This window comes from Paraburkholderia solitsugae, assembly GCF_013177695.1.
GTDB lineage: Bacteria > Pseudomonadota > Gammaproteobacteria > Burkholderiales > Burkholderiaceae > Paraburkholderia > Paraburkholderia solitsugae.
Genome location: NZ_WOEY01000146.1, coordinates 1 through 17,647, shown reverse-complemented (window position 1 = coordinate 17,647; position 17,647 = coordinate 1). Strand labels below are relative to the sequence as shown.

Annotated in this window: 14 protein-coding genes and 1 riboswitch; of the genes, 9 read left to right on the top strand and 5 right to left on the bottom strand. The window is 60.3% G+C overall.

Going from position 1 to position 17,647, the window contains the following annotated elements; translation table 11 throughout:
- The first annotated feature begins 58 nt into the window (after positions 1-58).
- Positions 59-346, top strand: a complete 288-nt coding sequence (locus tag GNZ12_RS37165) for a DUF1330 domain-containing protein (RefSeq protein ID WP_172317115.1) — start codon at positions 59-61, stop codon at positions 344-346.
- Positions 347-743: 397 nt separating this feature from the next.
- On the opposite strand, the gene GNZ12_RS37160 is transcribed toward GNZ12_RS37165, so the two are convergent.
- Both GNZ12_RS37160 and GNZ12_RS37155 read right to left on the bottom strand, forming a co-directional pair.
- Entirely contained in the window at positions 744-1,766 is a 1,023-nt protein-coding gene (locus tag GNZ12_RS37160; protein ID WP_172317113.1) for an SWIM zinc finger family protein, read from the bottom strand.
- A gap of 18 nt (positions 1,767-1,784) precedes the next feature.
- The gene (locus GNZ12_RS37155) at positions 1,785-4,466 is read right to left on the bottom strand and encodes a DEAD/DEAH box helicase (protein WP_172317111.1); all 2,682 of its coding nucleotides are present in this window, start codon (positions 4,464-4,466) and stop codon (positions 1,785-1,787) included.
- A 709-nt stretch (positions 4,467-5,175) separates the two neighbouring features.
- Here GNZ12_RS37155 and GNZ12_RS37150 point away from each other — a divergent pair.
- The gene (locus tag GNZ12_RS37150) at positions 5,176-5,565 is read left to right on the top strand and encodes a hypothetical protein (protein ID WP_172317109.1); all 390 of its coding nucleotides are present in this window, start codon (positions 5,176-5,178) and stop codon (positions 5,563-5,565) included.
- Positions 5,566-5,617: 52 nt separating this feature from the next.
- Positions 5,618-6,091 carry a hypothetical protein gene (locus tag GNZ12_RS44750; RefSeq protein WP_235994005.1) on the top strand — a complete coding sequence of 158 codons (474 nt, stop codon included), beginning with the start codon at positions 5,618-5,620 and terminating at the stop codon, positions 6,089-6,091.
- A gap of 448 nt (positions 6,092-6,539) precedes the next feature.
- Here the strand turns inward: GNZ12_RS44750 and GNZ12_RS37140 are convergent, their stop codons facing one another.
- Positions 6,540-6,884, bottom strand: coding sequence for a BON domain-containing protein (locus GNZ12_RS37140; protein WP_172317107.1), 345 nt, complete (start codon positions 6,882-6,884; stop codon positions 6,540-6,542).
- An 840-nt stretch (positions 6,885-7,724) separates the two neighbouring features.
- Here GNZ12_RS37140 and GNZ12_RS37135 point away from each other — a divergent pair.
- Positions 7,725-8,315, top strand: a complete 591-nt coding sequence (locus GNZ12_RS37135) for a hypothetical protein (protein ID WP_172317105.1) — start codon at positions 7,725-7,727, stop codon at positions 8,313-8,315.
- A 416-nt stretch (positions 8,316-8,731) separates the two neighbouring features.
- On the opposite strand, the gene GNZ12_RS37130 is transcribed toward GNZ12_RS37135, so the two are convergent.
- Positions 8,732-9,751, bottom strand: a complete 1,020-nt coding sequence (locus GNZ12_RS37130; RefSeq protein WP_172317103.1) for an NADP-dependent oxidoreductase — start codon at positions 9,749-9,751, stop codon at positions 8,732-8,734.
- 164 nt (positions 9,752-9,915) lie between these two features.
- A riboswitch (yybP-ykoY riboswitch) is annotated at positions 9,916-10,087 on the top strand.
- 100 nt (positions 10,088-10,187) lie between these two features.
- Between GNZ12_RS37130 and GNZ12_RS37125 the strand changes: the two genes are divergently transcribed.
- Positions 10,188-11,198: a sodium:calcium antiporter gene (locus GNZ12_RS37125; protein ID WP_172317101.1), complete on the top strand. Its 1,011-nt coding sequence runs from the start codon at positions 10,188-10,190 to the stop codon at positions 11,196-11,198.
- Positions 11,199-11,338: 140 nt separating this feature from the next.
- On the opposite strand, the gene GNZ12_RS37120 is transcribed toward GNZ12_RS37125, so the two are convergent.
- A complete protein-coding gene (locus GNZ12_RS37120) occupies positions 11,339-12,397 on the bottom strand; it encodes an HAD family hydrolase (RefSeq protein ID WP_172317099.1) in 1,059 nt (352 codons plus the stop codon).
- 623 nt (positions 12,398-13,020) lie between these two features.
- On the opposite strand from GNZ12_RS37120, the gene GNZ12_RS37115 reads away from it, so the two are divergent.
- The 4 genes from GNZ12_RS37115 to GNZ12_RS37100 form a co-directional block, all read left to right on the top strand.
- A complete protein-coding gene (locus GNZ12_RS37115; protein ID WP_172317097.1) occupies positions 13,021-13,815 on the top strand; it encodes a hypothetical protein in 795 nt (264 codons plus the stop codon).
- A gap of 33 nt (positions 13,816-13,848) precedes the next feature.
- A complete protein-coding gene (locus GNZ12_RS37110) occupies positions 13,849-15,264 on the top strand; it encodes a DUF1254 domain-containing protein (RefSeq protein WP_172317095.1) in 1,416 nt (471 codons plus the stop codon).
- Between the two features lie 28 nt (positions 15,265-15,292).
- Positions 15,293-16,783, top strand: a complete 1,491-nt coding sequence (locus GNZ12_RS37105; protein WP_172317093.1) for a DUF1254 domain-containing protein — start codon at positions 15,293-15,295, stop codon at positions 16,781-16,783.
- Positions 16,784-16,883: 100 nt separating this feature from the next.
- Positions 16,884-17,647 (top strand): SphA family protein (locus GNZ12_RS37100; protein WP_172317091.1); only part of this gene is annotated, 764 nt, incomplete at its 3' end.

Here is a 17,647-nt window from a genome sequence, read left to right as displayed (position 1 = left end):
CAATGCGGTTTCATGTCATCATCGTGTGCACCTTCACACCACCGCGGGAGCGCACGTCATGGCGACTTATATTGTCTTCACAAGGGAAAGCACGCAGGATCAAGTTGAGCTCGACATCTACCAGAGCAAGGTGGGCGAGACTTTCAAAGGTCATCCTGTCAAGATTCTCGCTGCCTACGGACCTCAGCAGGTCCTTGAGGGCGACGCGCCAGAGGGCGTCGTGATCGTGGAGTTTCCGTCGACAGCGGCCGCGCGTGCGTGGTACGACAGCCCGGCGTATCAGGAGGTCGCGCAGCACCGATTCAAGGGCGCGCGCTATCGCGCAGTTCTCGTCGAAGGCGTGTGACGAAAGGCGGCGACGCTCGGGCGCGTGCAGCCGATCAACTACTCACGAGTTTCGAGCTACATACGCATCGCATGAGACAGCACCCGGCCATCTTCGGTCGTTCGATCGAGCTCTCAGACGGACATTCGAGCGTCGGCTCCGCCCAGACAACGGACCTTCCGCGACGGTCACGCTCGTCAAGTGATCGGCCATTACGGCTGTTGGCAATGTTCACGAAGCGGTCGTCCAAGTATTGAAAATACCCCCAATCTGGTCTGTGAAATCCTGAACCGGATACGTCCGCTGACGTTCAACATGATCGGGAGACTTCGCCAGACGCCGGGGTTTCCCGATGAGAAGAATTTCATTCATCGACGTCAATCGTCTCCCGAGTCGCCATGCGAGATGAAATCGGAGTTTAGCGAGATTTACTTTTCACCGGTTGAGCACTGGCGCGCTTCCTTGTTGCAGCCTTTTTCGGCGTTGCAGGCGAGGTCGCCACGTTTGCTTTACCGGAAACGACGTCGCTGGATGTTGATTTACGTGGCCCAGCAGATGGCTTGACTGGCAACTTCTTTGTTACCGATTTATTGTCCGTGTCCGCCACAGTCTTCGCGGTCGCAGCTGGCTTCCGGGTTGTCGAGACAGCAGACTTGGCCGCCTTCTTTGCTGTCACCTTGCCTTCCGATGGCTTGGTACGTCCGGCAGCAGTCTTCACCGATGGGTAAGCTTCGGCCATCTCGATGCCAAACACATCGGCCACCAACGCGTCGTCGAGGACCTTGCCGGTAGCCGGGCGTTTTCTCGATTTAGGCAGGCCGGCACCGACCTGACTGACAAGATCATTGGCATCGACCCGCCGCAAGGCGAAAAGGAATTCTGGCTGCTGGTCGAGCCGCGCGCCGACGCCGTAGAGCACGGCAGCAACGTGCTTGCACATCGAAGCCCAGTCCGGGCAGCTGCAATTGAACTTGATTTCCTTCGGCGCTGGGAAAAGACCGGTGCCAGGTTTGCAGATGCGCTCCATCACGGCTGTTGAGAGCTTGCCCTGCAAGAGTTCCACGATCGAATCGATCGACCCCGCGCAATCGGCTCCGATCGCTCGCCATTGCTTTTCAGGACACGTCGTCACGGTCACAGCAACCGTGTAGAGGCTCGAACCCATTACCTGCGCGCGGACTTCGCCGGCCGTAATCTGAAGGTCGATCACGGAACCGTTGCGCACATAGGTACGGCCGCGCGGCAGGCGGTTGGCATAGTCGCTATAGCCTTCCAGATTGTCGCACCATGCCTTGCCCCAGAACGTCTTGGCGATGGCACCGCGATACGACGCGATTGGCGACAGGACCGCACCGGCCTTATTAGCCTTCGCGGCGGCCAGTTCAGCCTTTTTTCTGCGCTCGGCGACCGAGACATAGGGCTTCCATCCCCCGTAACTCATTGCGCTTCCTCTTGACGATCAATTTTCTTGCGCGGCATGAACGTCGAGCTTCACGAGATCGAGCAATTCACGATCGCTCAACTCGGTGAGCAGGAGTTCCGCCCCGCCCTCTAGCACGTCCTTCACCAATTGCTGCTTCGCTTCGATCAACTGGTCGATACGCTCCTCGATCGTGCCACGGCAGATGAACTTATGCACCAGAACGTTCCTCTGCTGGCCGATACGAAACGCACGATCAGTCGCCTGATTTTCCACGGCCGGGTTCCACCACCGGTCATAGTGGATCACATGCGAAGCGGCGGTGAGATTCAGACCCGCCCCGCCGGCCTTGAGCGACAGCACGAAGAAGGGCGTCAGCTCATCTTCCTGGAATTGCTTGACCAATGCGCGGCGCTTGGCTACCGGGGTGCCACCATGGAGCACCAGACCTTCGCGTCCAAAGATTGAACCCAGAAATGCAGCGAGCGGCTCAGTGGTCTCGCGGAACTGGGTGAATACCAGCACCTTTTCCTGCTTGGCGGCAATGACTTCGGCCAGTTGGCGCAGGCGGGCGAACTTGCCGCTGTCTTGCGCCTTCCACGCCGCGTCGCCCAACCATTGCGACGGATGGTTGCATATCTGTTTGAAGCGCATCAGGAAGCTCAACACTACACCCTTGCGACCGATACCTTCGGCGTCGTCAAGCGCGGCGGCCAGATCCTTAACCGCACGCTGATAAAGTGCTGCCTGGCTCGGGCTCAGGTGGCACCAGGCCTTGAGTTCGGTCTTGTCCGGAAGGTCGTCGATTACCCGCCTGTCGGTCTTCAGGCGGCGCAGGATGTAGGGCCGCACGAGCGTTCGCAGCGGACCGAAGTGCTCGGCCTTCGCCAGCCGCCGGGTAAAGTTGGCAAAGACCTTGTCTGAGCCCAGCAATCCGGGGTGGGTGAAATCGAAAATGGACCACAGATCGGACAGGCGGTTTTCCACGGGGGTTCCGGTCAGCGCGATGCGCGATTGTGCATGGAGCTGCTTGACCTGTCGCGTTTGCTTGGCGCTCGGATTCTTGATCGCCTGCGCTTCATCGACGACGGCGACGCGCCATTGGATGGTCCCCAGCACCGGCTGGCGAAGAAGCGAGCCAAAGCTGGTGACGACGAGATCGATGTCCGCAAGCCGCGCGGCGTCCAGCGCACGCAAATCTGTCGCCGGCATGACCGACGGATGGGCGACCAGCAGGCGCAAGCCGGGGGCAAAGCGCTCGGCCTCTGCCGCCCAGTTGGCCAGCAGCGATGCGGGGGCGACCAGCAGGCTAGGCCGCGCCTCGGCGCTTTCGCGCTTCAGCACCAGCAGCAGCGAGAGTATCTGCATGGTCTTGCCCAAGCCCATATCGTCCGCCAGGCAAGCGCCCAGTCCGAGCCGGGTGAGCAGGTACAACCACCGCACGCCGGCCTGTTGGTAGGGCCGCAGACTGGCCTTGAGTTCGGGTCCCGGGCTGATCTGCGCCAAGCCCTCCGGCTGACGCAACTCTTGCAAGATGCCGGCCAGCCATGGCCCTGCAACAAGCTGCGACCAGTCGTGGTCAGTGGGGTCGCTGCTATCTTCGAGCGAAACACCCGCCAGAAGGCGTAGGGCCTCATTTAAGGGCAGACCGGTTTTAGCCGCCTGTTCCACGGCCTCGAATCGCTTCAGGAGGCGACTGAGCTTTTTCTTGTCCACCTCGACCCAGCGACCGCGGATGAGTTGCAAACCATCAGCGCCTTTAAGCAGATCCCTGACCTCAGAGGCGCTGAGACGCTCGCCGTCGAGGGACACCTCCGTATTGAAGTCGAGCAACGCCTCCTTGCCCAGGAGCGAAGGCGGCCGAGCGCCGACGCTGGCTTTCACAACGGGACGAGCAGGACGGCCAGACTGCCAGACGCTTGGCGTGCGAACGACAATACCTGCGGTTTCGAGTCTGGGCAGGTCAGTGAGAAAGCGGTGGGCATCAAGCGGCGTCCAGCGCAGCGGATGGTATATCTCGCCGGTATCCACCATTTCGCGAAGCCAATCGCAGTGTTCCGCGGCGCGCTGCACCGGCAGCAGCAGAGACAAGAGCTGCGCCTTGCTCCTGGCTCCCGAATATTCCGCCAGGGCTTGCGACAGTGGCTGGTGTTGCGCTTTGCCATGCGCCGACAGGCGCGAAGTGTAAGTCGCGAGGAAGGCGAACGGTGACTCCGGATCCTTGCGGTTCTCAGCGAGGTTGAAATGCACGCGGCCGACGAGATTCCAGGCCGGGTGGCGTAACTTGAGGAAATCCTGAAGCGAGACTTTTGCGGTCGCCAGTTCCTGGTGCAAGGCGGTATTGATGTCGTCCCACAGCGTGGCCAGCACATCTGGCGTTAGATACTCCCCGCCCGTCATCGGCGGCGCATCGACAATCAGGACATCGAAATCCTTGGCAGCAGGCGTGACGACCGCGATCTCGCCGCCTTCGGGCGTAGCGCACAAGGCGGTGACATAACGCGCGGCAAAATCACGCCACCAGGCCCATGCGGGGGGCAAAATGCGACCAATTTCCACCGTGCCCAGATGCAGCAAGCCATGCCCCGCGCCAAGCGCAAAAGCACTGACTAGCCGCAGTCGTATTTCATCCGCCAATAGTGGCGCGGCGTCGTCCACCGGCAACGCAAGCAGGTGTCCGCTGGGCGTAAGGTGTGGCGCGAGAATGTCGGGAGCAGTCAAAAGCGCCCGTCCCAATCGCACTGTTGCCGCAAGCGCTGAAGCCGCGTATTTTCAAGGAGAGCAGTTGCGGAATCAACCAGCAGGCCCTCCGGCCTAGCGCAGACTGGGCGAATCTCCGTTTGAGTCTGGTTCGACCGAATTATCGGGTGGACCAACCGTCCGGGGTTTGCCCGTCCGCTGCGTTGCACATGTCTTGTGAACTGTCTTTTCATCTGCTGTACCTGATCGCCACGTAGTAACTCGCGGAAGTTCGCCCCCGGCTCTACCACCGGCTGGCCAACCTTCAAGGCCGCCCCCGCGAATCTCCGAATTCTGCCAAAAGAAACTACCCACCATGAAAGGGTACCAAAGCCTGAGTCATACGAGATGGGATGCCGATGACGGCTCTCGCCCGCGCGGCGAAAATCAGTTGGCCCGGTTGTTACAAACGACTATATCGCAGCGTGTCTCGTTGGACCGACCTACGGACGTTCAACTCTGCTCCTTTGAACGTCCCTTCATGGCGGATTACCGCCGATCACCGACCGGTGTGAGTCACTCCATCGCGGTCGCTCGCGCCTATACTTCAAGCGCCCCTTGCTCTGCCCACGCAGCCACTACTTCCTGAACCCGCTTGTCTGGCGGACGGTGAAGGCGTAAAAACGTGGGCGCTTTGTGTACTTGGGTGACGCCGCTTACGTCACCCGGCAAGGCATGCGAGGGAGGGGGCATGACATTCAAGGCTCAGTGGTACCGGGACAAGTTTGCGAAAAAACGTGACAAAGGCTTCTGTGGCTATCCGGTGGCAACGGTTGCCTTCTACGGGCCAGACGACACGAGAGCGACGAAGGTCTCTGTTGGCATCGTCGCGCACGAAGGTGCTGACGCCAACCCTATTGAGCGGTGGTTCTGCAAAACAACCGATGCGAGAATCGACCCAGAAGTCGCTGAAGCAATCGTTCGATTCATCGATCAGCATGGTGCCAAATCGGTGGTGGCCGTCGATCGTATCGTCGGCTGCCCGCATGAGGAAGGCATTGACTACCCGGAAGGTGAAAAATGCGCGCAGTGTTCGTTCTGGGCCAACCGTGATCGATGGAGCGGCGAGATCATCCAGTGAGACGTCAAGAGGCAAGCGCTTCCATCCTCACGCTAAGGCGGTCCTTACTCTGGTGAGCATCACCGTTAATGCACGGGGCAGAACCATGGGCTTTTCTTGCCGAACGTTTCTGGTCGCTCGTGACGATACCCTCTGGCGGCTGTCAAACGCCAAGTTCGACCGGATGCTGCGAGATCCGGCAAGCCACTGTCTGCCCGTTTTTGCGGGGCAACGAGCGCGAATGGCCAGCGTCGTGGTCGAGCTTGTGGCCAGAAACCCGGTGCGCGTCGTTCTGAACACGTTTTCCATTCTCACTTTCGATGCCGAAGGCCGCATTGACCTGGGCAGATTCGAAAAGCAGCAATTTTCCCTCGTGGAGTCGGCCGTCGCACCTGTCTTTGCTGTGTTCAATGTTGACGGCAACCAGACGGTCGTCGACGCAACCTCCCGATTCATTGCACAGGGAGGCCAATGGGTTCCGTCACGCGCTTTGGCGAGCGTCATAGATCAGACTGCGTTGGGCCAACGACAGTGCCGACACCTGTAGGCGGTCGCTCAAAGGCTGCTCTACGGTATCCAGTTTTCCATTCTCGAGTGTCGGAGATGGGTCGAAAGTGAGGAGGTCATATGGTCGTTGCGTAAGCCGCCACTCTCGATCGATAAAATTCGCGGTTATCCGAACGGTGGCCGATGACTTGACGGGCGGCAAGCGTGCACGAATGACCGCTGGACCCCGGAAGCCGCCATTCACGCCGCGCTGGCTCCAACGGCCGGAGTGGGTCGATCACGGTCGGCCCGGAAATCGGTGACCCTAATAGAGCGCAGGGGAATGGTCGTCAAAGCGCAGATGCACTATGCCATTGGCGGAACCGCCGATCGCGCGCAGCACACGCATTGCTGTCTCGCGTCAGGATCTTGTCGCTTGTGAGGCAGCCCTCGCTTTGGCGCGCTCTCCTGCGTTATTCGTTCGTCATCTGTTTTCCGGCGAACGCGCGTCATTGCGGCCGGAGGTGCAGATCGTTGCTCACGGATTGCACTCCCGGCACGCCGCGCGTCACGGCAAGCGCTTTCTGAATCTGTACCTCCGAGTCCACGTATCCTGACAACTGCACGACGCCTCGATACGTCGCGACGCTCATCGGCAACGATCTCAGCCCCGGGTCCGCGACGAGCGCCTGCTTCACCCGGGCGGCGAGCGTAGCGTCGTCAGTGGCGATCTCCCCCGGTGCGGTCACGGACGGCGTCGCCGTCGACTTACAGCCGTTGGTGAAAACGAACGCGGGCAACGCGAACGCCGCGACGATCAGCAATCGGCTTTTGATGTATGGCGCGTTTCGCATGTCGGTTATGACACCCAGATTCGTGCATTAAGCAGGGACCGCGCCATAAAGTCGATTTTCCTATATCAGCGCTAAATGGCGAGCTAAAAGCGGGCCGAGTGGCCTTGCCCAAGTTTATTGAGACATTCTGGACGGATCGCGGTCCGCTTAGCAGGCGAACCGGCTGGTTGCGACCACTTCAGTTTCGCGCTGTTCCTTACGCGTCAACTGCGCAAGCAGGGTTTGTGCGGCGTCGGGCGGCGCAGCACGCGGCACGCGGCGCGTCACAACGCGGCTACGCCGGGCGCCGCGAACATCATCGCATATCGCGCCTTCATGAAGACCTCCAATGCCACAGCTACGGGGCTTTGACAATTTGACCGCATCGGCGCGACAGCGTTGCGCAGGTCATGTTGCAGAGCACTTGCCATCCCGTCACGAGTGCGGCGCAAGAGCCAGTGCTTGTGCGATGCTCGGATTGCGCTTCATCTCCAGCGATGAACTGGCGAGTAGCATCGACGTAGCCGGATTTCGCAAGATCGAATTGTTCGGGGACTGGAGCGGCGGTCAATTCCAAGAAGCATCCAGCCCTGAAATCATTGCGACTTGCCACGCGTAAATCCCGGACAACGCCGTCCTCCCGAGTTCAGAATCCACTCGGTTCGATCAACGAATTGCGCCGCAGCGCGACCGTCAGTTGTCGGACAGCGGGACAGTCCCCTGCGGGTCGATCACAGGGTGGCATGAGCGTGGAGCGGCCAGTTCGAGACGTTCGACATTCGGGTGTAGATCGTCGATCATTGTGCGATCGCCTTGTGTTCGATTCCTCAGTTGTCCCATTCAGCAGGAGTTTCAGGAGACATGGTCGCTTCCCCATCCCGTGAAGAATTGATTGCTTGGGCTGCCGAGTCTGTTGCGTTCCACGGGCTCGAGTTATCGAGAATCAATACGGTCTTGCTCGAGCAAGCGTATTCGTTTGAGATTAATAGAATCTTTTCGACGTTTGATCTTACTCAACCGATCAAAGTGCTCGAAGGGCTTCGCTCTTCAAATGCGACAGGTCAAGAGGATCAATTTCAACATGCGCCGTTGACCGGTCTCTATAAAAAGCATTTCACCAGCCCGAGGTTTCACATAAAGAATTTGCTTAACTTTCTGCGCAGTAGGGAAGGTGATCGTCACTTCAAAGAGGTGTGGGCCAAGGCTGCTCAAGCCAGTGGCTCGGGGCATGTTGATGATGCGTTCACCAAGTACCTTTCCCACCATGTGGTCATTGAGCCAATCGAGATCAGGAGCTCGTCGAATAGGATGACGGGAGAGTGGTTCGTGTTCCACAAGCATGAAGGGAAGAACTACTATCTGACATTCGGTTTGCACGGCGAAACGAATGATGAAATTTACAAGAGAATCGTCCTTGCATGTGAATTCGACAGTCTTCCATTCAAGCTATGAAGCGCCCCGCATCATGATCGGGTGATTACATGGATCAAACGTTGAAGGTCCGCTTTCACAATTGTCAATTGATCGCTCCGGGTCGTGAGCCGCCGTATCGTTCGTTCAGTATCGATGGATCGCTGAGGGTTGGCCGGCGCTATCGGTATCTCGTAATAATTTGTTGCAAAAGAACCGCAATGGTACGGCAGTGGTACCCCTAGTCGTACCCGTAAGGCAGTGGGTGCCTCTTAATGCCTTATCTGGCGTACCTTCAGCCGATTTTTTCGATCCCAGCCGGGCACCATTTCTGGTCGAGTTTCAACGCGATTTCCCCCTGTTTTTTGCATCCCAGTTCAGCAGCGCAGTTTTGCCGCGAACGACAACCGTCATCATGACCGCTTGCCGCCCGCAGGTTTTAACTCGCGCTCACACCGTCACACCCTGACCAGCAGCTTCCCGAGATTCTTGCCCTCGAACAGGCTGTTCAGCGCCTGAGGCAACGCGTCAAACCCATCGACGTACGTCTCCTGGTAAACGATTTCACCGTTCTTCACCCACGGCGCGACGGTCTGCAGCATCTCGTCCATTCGGTGCATGAAGTCGCGCGCCAGAATCCCCTGAATCGTCGCGCGCTGAAACAACATGTGCTGCAGGAAGCGCGGCGCGAGGTCCGGAGTGTCGAGCCCGCCGTCGTATTGAGCGATCGCGCCGCAGATCACGATCCGCGCGCGGCGCTTGATCAGCGGAATCACCGCGTCGGTGACCATGCCGCCCACATTGTCGAAATAGACATCGACGCCGCCAGTCGCCGCCTGCAGCGCTGAGCGCAAGCTTTCGAACGTGGGATGCGCCCGATAGTCGACCGCGCCGTCAAGCTTGAGCGTATCCGTCAGAAACGCGCACTTGTCCGGACCGCCCGCGATCCCGATGACGCGGCACCCGGCGCGCTTGCCGAACTGCGCGACCAGCGAGCCGACCGCGCCTGCCGCACCGGACACGACCAGCGTGTCGCCCGGACGCGGCTTACCCGCTTCCATCAACCCGAACCACGCGGTGCGTCCCGGCATGCCGAGCACGCCCAGCACGGTCGAAACCGGCGCTGCGTCCGGATTCAGCTTGGTCAGCTCGCTGTGATGGCACTTGGCGTACAACTGCCAGCCGCTATAGGCCGATACCCAATCGCCCTGCTTGAACAGCGGGCTCGCCGACGCCACCACTTCACCCACCACACCGGCTCGCTGCACGATCCCGAGCGGATGCGGCACGTCGTAGGTATTGCGTTCGTGCTGCTGGATTCGAATGTACGGATCGACGCTAATAATGCGCGCCCGAATAAGCACCTCATTCGACGACAAATTGTCGTCGAGTTCGCTTTCGCGCAACGCGTAATGCTCGTCGCCAACGCGTCCTTCGGGACGCTTGACGTAAAACCACTGGCGATTTTGATAATTCATGTGGGGACTCACTGCTGTCGTAGACGGTGAGCGATCTTACCAGTGGGGCTATCGCACGCTTGCGCGCCTGATGTCGCATCACCGGACGGGCGCAGCAAAGCCAGGAGGCGCAGACGCATGCGCCCAATTCCAAGCTTGTTGAAAGCTGCGGATCCCGTTAGAATCCCCCGGTCACTGGGGAGTAGCCTTCCTTCATCCATTGAAGGAGAGCGCGTCAACATACTTGACCTGCGGGTCATGGCGCGTTCGACCGGGTCGGTTTGGCGAGACCATTGGCGCACTGCTTCGTTCTGGTCGGACGTGTCGCGGTGCGTCATTGGTTCGTCACCTACGTCCGACCGCGGAGTTGCCCTGTGGAACATCGTTGTGCCCTGCTGGTTTCCCCACGTACCCGTTCGTTGTGCCGCTTTTCCTTTGCACTTGCAGGGAGCCGCGCATGACCAGTCTCCTGTTCGAACTCGCCATCATGCTGATCATCATTCTGGTGGCGGCTGAGCTTTTCACCAATGCGCTCGAACATCTCGGCGAGCGCCTGAAAATCTCCGAGGGCGTGACGGGTTCGTTATTCGCGGCAGTCGGTACCGCATTACCCGAAACCCTCGTCCCACTGCTCGCGATTGCCGGCGGCACGGCCGATAGCGCGGTCAATCAGGAGATCGGCGTCGGCGCGATTCTCGGCGCGCCGCTGATGCTCTCCACGTTGTCGACCTTCCTGATGACGCTCGCGATTCTTGGGTCGCGCGGCGTGGGCGGCTGGGTCACGCCGGAACGCACGGGTTTCACGCGCGATCTGAACTACTTCCTGTGTGCCTTCGTGCTGGCGGCCGCGGCGATGTACGTGCCGCACGAACAGATGGTTGTGCGGGCGTTGTTCAGCGTTGCGCTGGTCGGCGTGTACATCACCTATGTGGTGATGACGTTCCGCGCCTCGAACAAACTGGTCGACGCCGGCCACGGTACTGAAGCGCCGGGCAAGATGCTGCTGTCGCGTCTCGGCTTGCCCACCAATCTCGTGACCATCGCGGTGCAATTGGCGCTGGCCGTTGCGTTGCTAGTGTGGGGCGCGGAAGGCTTCATCCACGGTGTGCGGGGTGTGTCGCAGGTGCTCGGCGTCTCGCCGCTGCTGCTGTCGCTGCTGATCATTCCGATCGCCACCGAGTTGCCGGAGAAAGTCAACAGCATCCTGTGGATTCGCCGCGGCAAGGACACGCTGGCGTTCGGCAACATCACCGGCGCGATGGTGTTTCAGGGCACCTTGCTGCCCGCAATCGGGATTCTGCTGACGCCGTGGACGCCGCGCATCGAAGTGGTGACCGGCATCGTGATCACACTGGCCGCCGCCGCGTGGCTGCGGATCAACGTGCGTGAGCGCGGTGTGCCGGTGTGGGCGTTGCTGGTGTGCGGCGTGCTGTACGCCAGCTATCTGACGATCACGCTGAGTCGCTAAGCGGGTAATGAAAGGCGGGGAAGGCCGCAGCGGGAACCGCAGCAAAGGCTGCAGCAAAGGCGCAGCTATGACCGCAGCCAAGCCAGCATGGAAGGCCGCATCAAACGCCGCCCAACCGCGGCCTTCCCAACCAACCGCCCTTAATTGGAAGGTGCCGCAGCCGTTGCCGCGCTATCCGGCTTGAACACCGTCTTCCAGTCATCCTTCATATCGACGACGAGCCAGCCCTTCGCACCGGCTTCGTCCAGACCCTTATCAAGCTTGCCGCTTTTCGCCGTTCGGTCGTACGCATACTCCCGCTCCGCATCGGTGTGATGCAGCAGCGCAGCGAAACGCGGGCCGTCGCCGGCCGAGGTCCATTCGAGCATCGGCACGTCGCCGTCGGCGTTGCCGAACGCGATCACCGGACGCCTGCCGATCACGCGATCGATCGCGAGCGGTTTGGCCGCACCGTCGACGAGCGTGTCGACCTGCGCGAGCCGGGTCAATGACACCGCGCCGTTCGTCTGACTGTACTTGTATTTGACGGTGCTGCCGATCACCTGCTCGGGCGGAATGCCATACATGCGCTGCGCGATGTCGCGGACGAACTCGACATCGCTGCCCGTCACCAGATAGGTTTTGAAGCCGTTGGCACGCAGATAGGCGAGTAACTCGAGCATCGGCTGATAGGCCAGGTCGGTGTACGGCCGGTTAAAGCGCGGGTCGCTCGCGGAGTCGAACCATTCGTGCACGAGCGCGGCGAATTGATCGCTGGTCATACCGGCATGCGCCGCCGCAAGCAACCTCATCGAGCCGGTGTCGCCGCTCGCCGCGATACTCTTCAGATTGCCTCTCAGAATCGAGCGGAACGGTTCCTGCCGTTTCCATTCCGGATGCCGCCCGGCCACCGTCTTCACCCGTTGCAGCGCGAACACCAGTTGCACCGACGCGGGTTGCTCCGGCCACAACGTGCCGTCGTTGTCGAACACGGCGATCCGGTCAGCGCGCGCGATGAAATCCTTCGACTCGGGCGTCGTGACCAGCGTCACGAAATCGACAATCGAGCGTTTGGTCGCAGTGTCGTTCCATGACGCGAGGGCTGCGGCGCTCGACGCGCCGGCTGGCGACTCGCTCGCGTCGTGGCGCGGCGTAACGGTGCAAGCTGAAAGAACCACAACGGTCAAAGCAATGCAGTACCGGTGCATCGTGCGAATCATGAATGCCTCATCAAATACGGTGGGTCGAATCTAAAGCGAGCGCCAGTCTAATGGGACGCGGTGATTGTTGCAGCCCATTTTGTTGATTTTTTGAGCGGCGGCGTCAATGCGGGCAATTTGAGATGGCATATGACGCTATGCGATTTTTTATGAGTCGAGTGAACAAATTCTCAAAACTATGGCAAAAATATGCAATGGGAATGGCCGCAAAAATCTAATTCATGCGGAAATTTACGAATTCGCGTGTGTTACAAATTTATCTCTGTAATCTTCTGAAACGTTTGCTACCATTCCGCCACGACTTTCCCTGTTGTGAACTTTTTACCTCCCGCATGCTTCGTTTGGTGCGGCGTCCCTTGAGTCTGAAAGGAGCGTCCATGCAAGCCCTGTATCCGGTCGTACCGTCTTTCCAGCTTGTTAGAGAGACTTAGCGCGATTTAATAGCGCGCCATATCTGCTTTGCATATTTCCCCGGCCGAGCCACGCGCTGCCGGCTGGGTGAACGCACGCCCGCGATTAGTTCGATCTAATTCGAAAATACGAATGCTATTTCTTTTGCTTTATTGACGTTGAGCAAAGGAGTGCGTTTGCCAATAAGAAATGCCCATAGACGAGGTACGGGAATGGGTTGTAAATGCGTGGTTGGGTCGGCGGCGCTATACGCCGCCTCGGTGTTGTTGTCGCCGGCGTTCGCTCAAGCATCGGCCGACGACGCTAATAAGAGTAATAACCCGCTCAATCTGGCAGCCTCATTCAACATCCAGAATTACTACACGCCAAGCGTGTTCGGCGCGAGTGCGCACACCAACGATCTGCTCTTGCGCCCCACCGTGCCGATCGGCCCGAACAGCCTGATCGGCGTGCCGGAAATCTTCCGCGCCACGGTGCCGGTCAGCACGCGCCCCGATCCGAGCGGCGGCTATAACACTGGCCTCGGCGACCTGAATCTATTCGACATCTTCCTGCTCTCCCAAGGCGACGTGCAGGTCGGTGTCGGTCCGCTCGTGACCATGCCGACGGCCACCGATCCGAGCCTCGGCACCGGCAAGTGGCAGGCCGGTCTTGCCGCTGTCGCCGTCAGTGCGACGAAAGCGCGACTCCTCGGCGCGCTGGTGCAGTGGCAGCACTCGTTCGCCGGGCAAAGCAGCCGGCCCACCACGCAATCGCTCACCGCGCAGCCGTTCGGCATCTTCAACCTGCCGGGCGGCTGGTATATCCGCTCGACCGGCATCTGGACTTTCGACCTGCAGCACGGCAGCTATTACATTCCAGTCGGCCTCGGCGCCGGCAAGGCGTGGAAGGGTGGCTCGACCATCTACAACGCGTTCATCGAACCGCAGTACTCCGTCGCCCATTCCGGCGCGGGCGTACCGAAGTTCACGATCTTCGCGGGCCTGAACATGACGTTCGGCAAATAGACCGGACAGACCAGAAACTGAAGGAAAGCAAACATGACATTTCTTGAACGCCTGCAAATCGGTGCGCTCGTCGCCGGGCTGTCGTTGACGATGTTGCCGGCCACGCAAGCCGCTGCCCAGGTCCCTGCTTCATCCGCGGCCGTCACGGCCTCCCCGGAGGAGGCGCGCGCCATCGCCAAGGATGCGTATCTGTACGCGTATCCGATGCTGTTCAACTACAAGACGCTCTATGAGCAGGCGATCGATTCCAGCTCGAAGTCTTATGTTGGCGGCTTCGGCAGGTTCCGCAACTACTCGCATCCGTACGGTCCTGAGAACAAGGACATCGTCACGCCGAACAACGACACGCCGTACTCGTGGGCGTGGCTCGATCTGCGTCGCGAACCGTGGGTGCTGACGGTGCCTGCGGTGCCGAAGGAGCGCTATTACGTGTTCCAGTGGATCGACCTGTACACCTACAACTTCGCGTACGTCGGTTCGCGCGCCACGGGCAACGGCGCCGGTCACTATCTGTTCGCCGGACCGAACTGGCACGGCGACACGCCCAAGGGCATCGACAAGGTGTTTCGCTCCGAGACGGATCTGATCCTGACGCTCGGCCGCACGGCGCTCAACGGTGCGAGCGACGTCAAGAACGTCGAGGCGGTCCAGAAGCAGTACAAGCTCACGCCGCTATCCACCTTCGAGCATACGGCTGCACCGCCGCCCGTCGCGAAGCTCGATTTCCCGAAGTGGGATGAAGCGAAGGCGACCTCGGTCGACTTCATCGCCTATCTGAACTTCATGCTGCAGTTCACGCAGCCGCCCGCGCCTTCGGAGAAAGAATTGATGGCGCGCTTCGCGACGATCGGCATTGCGCCGGGCGCGCCGTTCGATCCGGCCGCCTTGCCGCCGGCAACCCGCGCCGCGCTAGAAGCAGGTGTCGCTGACGGCAAAGCCGCTCTGGCCGACGCCGAAAAGCACACCACTGGTTCGTTCAACCTGTTCGGCAGCCGTGCTGATCTGAAAGACGACTACACCACGCGCGCCGTCGCGGCGGCGATGGGGATTTACGGCAACACCAAGGAAGAAGCGGTGTACGTCGGTACGCGAGTGAACGGCGAGCACGCGCAACTGGTCGGCTCGCAGCCCTACGTGCTGCACTTCGACAAAAAGGACCTGCCGCCCGCGAAGTTCTTCTGGTCGATGACGCTGTACGACCTGCCCGCGCGCCATCTGGTCGCCAATCCGATCAACCGTTACTCGATCGGCGATCGCACGAAAGGTCTGAAGTACGGCACCGACGGCTCGCTGGATATCTACGTGCAGAACACGTCGCCGGGTGCGGACAAGGCTTCGAACTGGCTGCCGGCGCCCACCGGCGCGTACGACCTCGTGATGCGGATCTATGGCCCGGATCAGACGGTGCTCGATGGCAGCTGGAAATTCCCTGAACCCCAGAAACGCTAAACGGCGAATGGACGAAGAAGAGAAAACTATGAATAAAAAAACTGCGACGTGGGTCACCGCCGCCGTGCTGGCATCGGTCGCCGCACCCATTCTGGCGAAGACACAGCAGGACCAGCCGGCCCATGCGACCGCCACCGCGGCATCCGTGCCTGGCCCAGTGGCTGGCTACGCGGTCTCCGAAGAATACGCACGGCTGGTGGCGCGCCAGACTTACTTCTGGGCGTGGCCGATGGTGAACGTCTACGGCCGCCTGCTGGCGATGAAGCAGGTCCCGCAGCCGGGTCTGAACGGAGGCATCGTGCCGGTCGCGCCGCCCAATCACCTGTCGATGCTGCGCGACTATATCGAACCGCAGGAGCGCTTTGTCGCGTGCCCGAATCAGGACGTGGTCTACGGCTCCTCGATTCTCGATCTGAACCAGACGCCGGTGGTCGTGCAGGTGCCCGATTTCGGCAAACGCTTCTGGGTCTATCAGGCCGTCGATTTGCGCACCGACGGGTTCGCGAGTCTCGGCAAGATGTACGGCACGCGTCCGGGCTTCTATTTGTTAGCGGGTCCTGACTGGCACGGCCAGGTGCCGAAGGGCATCCGCCAGGTGTTCCGATCGCCGACCGGCGTCGGCAGTTTCATCCCGCGCGTTTTCATGGACGACACGCCTGAAGATCGTGCGGCCGTGCAGTCGGTGATTGCGAAGGTCGGTCTGTATCCCCTCGCCGAGTACGACGGCAAGGTCAAGGAAACTGACTGGTCGAAGCTGCCGAGCTTCGGTAAGTCCGGCGACAGTTCAGCCGGCGCGAGCGCGGAAGAGATCAAATGGGTCGATCCGAATCGTTTCTGGGACCTGCTGCCCACGGTGCTCGATGAGACGCCGCCGCAACGCGGCGAAGTAGCCCTCTACGCGCAGGCGCGCGCGCTGATCGCGGCGGCGCAGAAAGATCCGACGATCAAGACCGCGATTGTCGCCGAAGGGGCGAGGGCCGAGACGGATCTGGTCACGCCACTGTTCAACTTCAATACCTTCGGCAAGCGGCTGCCCGCCAACTGGAACACCATCAGCAATGGCGCTGCGTTCGGCACGGACTACTTCACGCGCACGGCGGTGGCGAAGTCGAACATCTTCGTCAACAAGCCTAACGAAACCAAGTATTTCTACGCCGACGCCGACGCATCCGGTCAGCGTCTCGACGGCAATGCGCACTACACGGTGACGTTTGCCAAGGATCAGTTGCCGCCGGTCAAAGGGTTCTGGTCGCTCACCTTGTACAACTCGCATCACTTCTTCTCGCCGAATGCGCAGAACCGCTACTCGCTCGGCACCAAGAACAAGGACCTGAAGTTCAATGCCGACGGTTCGCTGACGCTTTACGTGCAGAACACGAGCCCCGGTGACGACAAGGTCTCCAACTGGCTGCCGGCGCCGCCCAATGAAGCGTTCTCGCTGTACGTACGCGCCTATTGGCCGCAACAGCCAGCGCTTGACGGCAGCTGGACACCGCCGCCGGTGAAGCGCGAGCCGTGAGACACGTACCGTTGAATACGCGGACGGCATACCGCCGCGGTTCGTTCACCCCTTGTTCTACTGCGTTCAATTACGCCGCACTTCATTTCCGAGGATGACTATGAGTCGCACAAACCGCTTGTTCAATAGCCGGCCACTCGCTAGCCGATTGTGCAGAGGTGCGCTTCTGACCACCGTCGGCCTGTGTCTGTCCCAGCAAGGGTGGGCGACTGAGGGTGGTATCGGCAGGCCGATCACCGGCATGCAGGTGACGCCGTACGCGGGCGTCGTGCCGCCGACGGACGACTGGATCGTCTCGGCCAACACGATCTATTACGAAGGGTCGCTGGGCGCGAGCAAGACGATTCCGATTGCCGGCAAGATCACTGCGGGCCTCGACTATTCGGTCGTGTACACCCTCGTCAACGCGGTCAAGACATGGGGCATTACCGCGGGCGGCTGGAACTTCGCGTCCTCGTTCGGGGTGCCGTTCCAGTACACCAACGTGTCGTCGTTTCATGGCCTGCTGCCGAACGATCACGGCACACAATTCGCCGACATCTTCTTCACGCCGGTCGTGGCCGGTTATCACCTGACCAAGACCGACCACATCGCGTTGAGCGTGCAGATTTACGCGCCGACCGGCGCCTACACCTCGAGTCGGCTGGCCAATGCTGGACAGAACACGTGGACCTTCACGCCGACGGTTTCCTACACGAAGCTGTTCCCGAAAGAAGAGATCGAGTTGTCGCTGAACTACGGTGTCGAGTTCTACACGCCCAATAACGACACCCACTATCACAACGCACCGGTCAGCGTGCTCGACCTGCTGGCGCTCAAACGCTTCGGCGGCGGCTGGGGCGTGGGCGTGGTGGGCGGCTATAT

Coding starts and splice junctions, on each gene's coding strand:
- GNZ12_RS37115 (WP_172317097.1), top strand. CDS start 13,021: ATGGGTTGTAAATGCGTGGTTGGGTCGGCGGCGCTATACGCCGCCTCG.
- GNZ12_RS37150 (WP_172317109.1), top strand. CDS start 5,176: ATGACATTCAAGGCTCAGTGGTACCGGGACAAGTTTGCGAAAAAACGT.
- GNZ12_RS37165 (WP_172317115.1), top strand. CDS start 59: ATGGCGACTTATATTGTCTTCACAAGGGAAAGCACGCAGGATCAAGTT.
- GNZ12_RS37105 (WP_172317093.1), top strand. CDS start 15,293: ATGAATAAAAAAACTGCGACGTGGGTCACCGCCGCCGTGCTGGCATCG.
- GNZ12_RS37140 (WP_172317107.1), bottom strand. CDS start 6,884: ATGCGAAACGCGCCATACATCAAAAGCCGATTGCTGATCGTCGCGGCG.
- GNZ12_RS37130 (WP_172317103.1), bottom strand. CDS start 9,751: ATGAATTATCAAAATCGCCAGTGGTTTTACGTCAAGCGTCCCGAAGGA.
- GNZ12_RS37110 (WP_172317095.1), top strand. CDS start 13,849: ATGACATTTCTTGAACGCCTGCAAATCGGTGCGCTCGTCGCCGGGCTG.
- GNZ12_RS37160 (WP_172317113.1), bottom strand. CDS start 1,766: ATGAGTTACGGGGGATGGAAGCCCTATGTCTCGGTCGCCGAGCGCAGA.
- GNZ12_RS37120 (WP_172317099.1), bottom strand. CDS start 12,397: ATGATTCGCACGATGCACCGGTACTGCATTGCTTTGACCGTTGTGGTT.
- GNZ12_RS37125 (WP_172317101.1), top strand. CDS start 10,188: ATGACCAGTCTCCTGTTCGAACTCGCCATCATGCTGATCATCATTCTG.
- GNZ12_RS37135 (WP_172317105.1), top strand. CDS start 7,725: ATGGTCGCTTCCCCATCCCGTGAAGAATTGATTGCTTGGGCTGCCGAG.